Raw genomic sequence first — 3010 nt, forward strand, 5'->3', positions numbered from 1 at the left:
CATCAGAACCCTCCTCGGGTCTGTAGCTGGCCGGGGGCCTTCGGGGGCTTGAGCTTGCCGCTCTCGGTGAGGCGGCGGTGGGCGATCCAGGCGAGGACCATGCAGGCGTACAGGTCGACCTTCAACCTCGACTCGCGCGACTCCTTGCCGAAGCTGAAGCCGTACTGGTTCGGGCGCTTGCGGGCGTTCATGGAGTGGCGGGTCAGCGAGTAGTCGCGCACGTGCGGCAGGGCCACCGTCTCGATCGCCCCGACCAGCGCCATGTGCTCGACGGTGATCTCTCGCTGGTTGGCCCGCATGTCGTAGCCGACCGTCGACTTCCCGGACGCCTTGATGAGCAGCTTCGGGCCGTACTTCTCCGACCAGTCGGCGATGTAGGACTCCCAGCCCGCGACATCGGCGAAGAACGCGACGACGGTGTACTTCTGGAAGACGTGGGCCACCATGTCGTTGACCTCGGTGCCGTCCACTTCCCAGTTCTTGCCGGCCGGGCCGTCGGGCTTCTCCCACAGGGCGAGCTTCTGGACCGTCTTGTCCCGAACGCGCATGGCCAGGAGGCCAGTTGAGTCGTCCGTCTTGCCGCCGTCGAAGGACAGCACGATGCGCTCGCCGGGGCGTATGCCGTCGGCGGGCTCGACCGTGGCCAGGTCCCAGGTGTCGCGGTCCACCAGCGCGTCGTCATGGCTGGAGAGCTGGTTGAGGTACTTCCGGCGGCTCTCGTCCTCGGACGTGCTGGCCGACCAGATGTCCTTCATCACCCGGTCCGGGTTGATCCACACCGAGTCGCCCCGGGCGCACAGGATCGCTGCGCGCAGTTGGTCCTCGTCGGCGAGATCGACCCCCGGAGGGGCCTCCACGCTGTCGTAGTAGATACCAGCGTCGCGGTTGACCCCGTCGCGTTGCTTCTCGAAGGCGTACCAAGTGGTCTCGGCCACGCTTTCCTCGCCGATGACGGGGGCGTTGGTGATCTCCAGCGTCCGGCCGCCGACCTTGGTGGCGTTGGGTCGGATGGTGGCCGCGAGGCGGGGGCCTCCGGTGGCGGCGACCCAGTGCCACGTCTCGTTGAGCAGGGAAAATGATGGGCGCCCGCCCTCCGCAGCGCGGAAGGAGCTGGCCTTCGCCTCCAGACGGCACTGCCGGCCGTCGGTGTCGACCTGGCTCGCGTAGCAGACCTCCTGGCCGAGCTTGATCGCGTACCGGTCGATGGCGGCCTGGCTGAAGATCGTGGAGAACGCCGACATCGTGTTGACGTTCTGGCCGGCCGCCGTGGCGAAGATCTGCACCCACGCCTCTTGCGGCGGTCCGCCGATCGGCGAGCCGTCGGGGCGGAAGCCGACCAGGCGGCACGGGCCGACGAACTCCATCGCGCAGACCGACGCCATCTTCGGGTCCTTGCCCCACCCCTTCAGGCGGCGCAGGGTGCCGGACTCCCAGCGGAAGGCGCGACCCCAAGTCTCGGGGTCGTTGGGGTCCTCGGGAACGGCGTCGTCGCTCAGCTCGTACCAGCGGGCCAAGATCCTGACCTGCTCCGGGGTGTACTTCCAGTCCGGCCGGAACGCGTAGGCGCTCCAGCGCAGCAGCTCGCCCGCGAGGGTGCGGTGCGGGTGCGGGACGGTGTCCGCAAGGGTGCGGACCGGCTCGTAGGTGATGGTCAGGACGGCCACCTCCTACGGCTGGGCTGCCTCCTGGCGGGCGCGCAGCTCCAGGGCTTGGGCCATCGCGGCGGAGACGTGCTCACCGGCCTCGAACGGGCGGGTCATGTCGTGAGCCCACAACTCCCGGGCCGTCTCGTGTGGCACGGCGGCGTCCAGGCAGGTCTGGTAGTAGGTGATCGTCCGCGCGATGCGCAGCGACTCGTCCGAGGGGCCAGAGGCCCGGGTCTTGCGGCGTGCCACGGCGGGCTCCTCTCAGACTCGGTTGCCCCAGCGGGCGCCCACGGCGTCGCGGGCGTTGTGACCTCGGCGGTTGCCCTCGCCCTCACCGCGGATCTTGGCGAGGTGGCCGGCGGCCTGGGTTCGGCTGAGCTGGGCCTGCGCGATTCCCGGGTGCAGGACCATCATTCCGGCCCGGTTCCCGCCGGGGATCATCTGGCCTTCGCGGCGAACCACGGCGTCGAGCTGGGCGGCGCGCGCGAGCATCGGCGCGGCGATGTCGATCAGCGCGAGGTCGGTCGGCTCAAGGTCCAACTCGGTCTCGTACAGCTCGACCAGCGCGGCGCGGATCTTGGCCGCGTCCTTCTCGGTCGGGTCGACGTTCAACGGACCTCCCCGGGGTGCGTGCGGCGGTTTCGGATGGGCTGCCAGCGGTCCGCGGTGGCCCTCCGGCGGGCTCGGCCGGCGTCGGCGGCGTCCTTGCGCAGGACGTGCCAGTCGCACAGGGCGCGGAGGTTGGCGGGGGTGTCGGAGCCGCCTTCGGAGGCGGGGACGACGTGGTCGCAGTGGCGCGCGGGCTCGCCGCACAGCTCGCCGGTGTCGTACCTCAGATGTCGGCACATCCAGGCGTCGCGATTCAAGACCGCGCGGCGAAGACGAGGCCAGTGAGGGGGAAGCGGGACTGTACGGCGGGAGGTCACGAGATCACCCCATTGCGAGTGAAGGTCCTGATGCGATGACAGTTCGCGCACACGGGGTCGCATTTGGCGACCTCGCGCGCGACCACCTCGGCCCTCCGCCCTCCCGACTTGGAGGGGTCAAACACCTTCACTTCTCCGGGGCGGTGGTCCAGATCCATCACCACCGGATGAAAGGTACCGCCGCAGTCCAGGCAGGGGCCGGCCTTGGCTGCGAGCACCAGTGCGTAGTTACGTGCCCGGATAGGCCGGGAGAGGGCGACACGGCAGGGCCGGCAGTAGTGCTGCCTACCGTCTTTCCGGGATGCGTCCCGCCCGAAGGCAGCAAGAGGCTTGGTCTCTTGACACCGGGTGCACGGCTTCACTCGACTCCTTGGAACGCAGGGCCCCGCCAGGTGCTCGACCTCGACCGGGGAGAGAGGACCGGAAGGGGAGCGGTGC

General features: G+C 69.6%; 4 protein-coding genes. All 4 read right to left on the reverse strand.

The features are described 5' to 3' along the window. Positions 1–2 precede the first annotated feature (2 nt). Genes BI06_RS55395 through BI06_RS55410 form a run of 4 tightly spaced genes read right to left on the reverse strand, consistent with a single transcriptional unit; the run spans position 3 to position 2494 of the window. Positions 3–1664, reverse strand: coding sequence for a hypothetical protein (locus tag BI06_RS55395; protein WP_051740223.1), 1662 nt, complete (start codon positions 1662–1664; stop codon positions 3–5). 3 nt (positions 1665–1667) lie between these two features. Next, positions 1668–1895: a hypothetical protein gene (locus BI06_RS55400; RefSeq protein WP_043465243.1), complete on the reverse strand. Its 228-nt coding sequence runs from the start codon at positions 1893–1895 to the stop codon at positions 1668–1670. Positions 1896–1907: 12 nt separating this feature from the next. Beyond that, complete coding sequence (locus tag BI06_RS55405) at positions 1908–2258, reverse strand: hypothetical protein (protein WP_043465246.1); 351 nt, start codon at positions 2256–2258, stop codon at positions 1908–1910. Further along, positions 2255–2494, reverse strand: coding sequence for an HNH endonuclease (locus tag BI06_RS55410; protein WP_051740224.1), 240 nt, complete (start codon positions 2492–2494; stop codon positions 2255–2257). The genes BI06_RS55405 and BI06_RS55410 overlap by 4 nt, the downstream gene beginning before the upstream one ends. Positions 2495–3010: the final 516 nt, after the last annotated feature.

Origin of the sequence: Kitasatospora sp. MBT66 (assembly GCF_000710405.2) — a bacterium.
Classification (GTDB): Bacteria; Actinomycetota; Actinomycetes; order Streptomycetales; family Streptomycetaceae; genus Kitasatospora; species Kitasatospora purpeofusca.

Excerpts from the sequence above, each read along its gene's own strand:
- BI06_RS55410 (WP_051740224.1), bottom strand. The coding sequence starts at position 2,494 with ATGTGCCGACATCTGAGGTACGACACCGGCGAGCTGTGCGGCGAGCCC.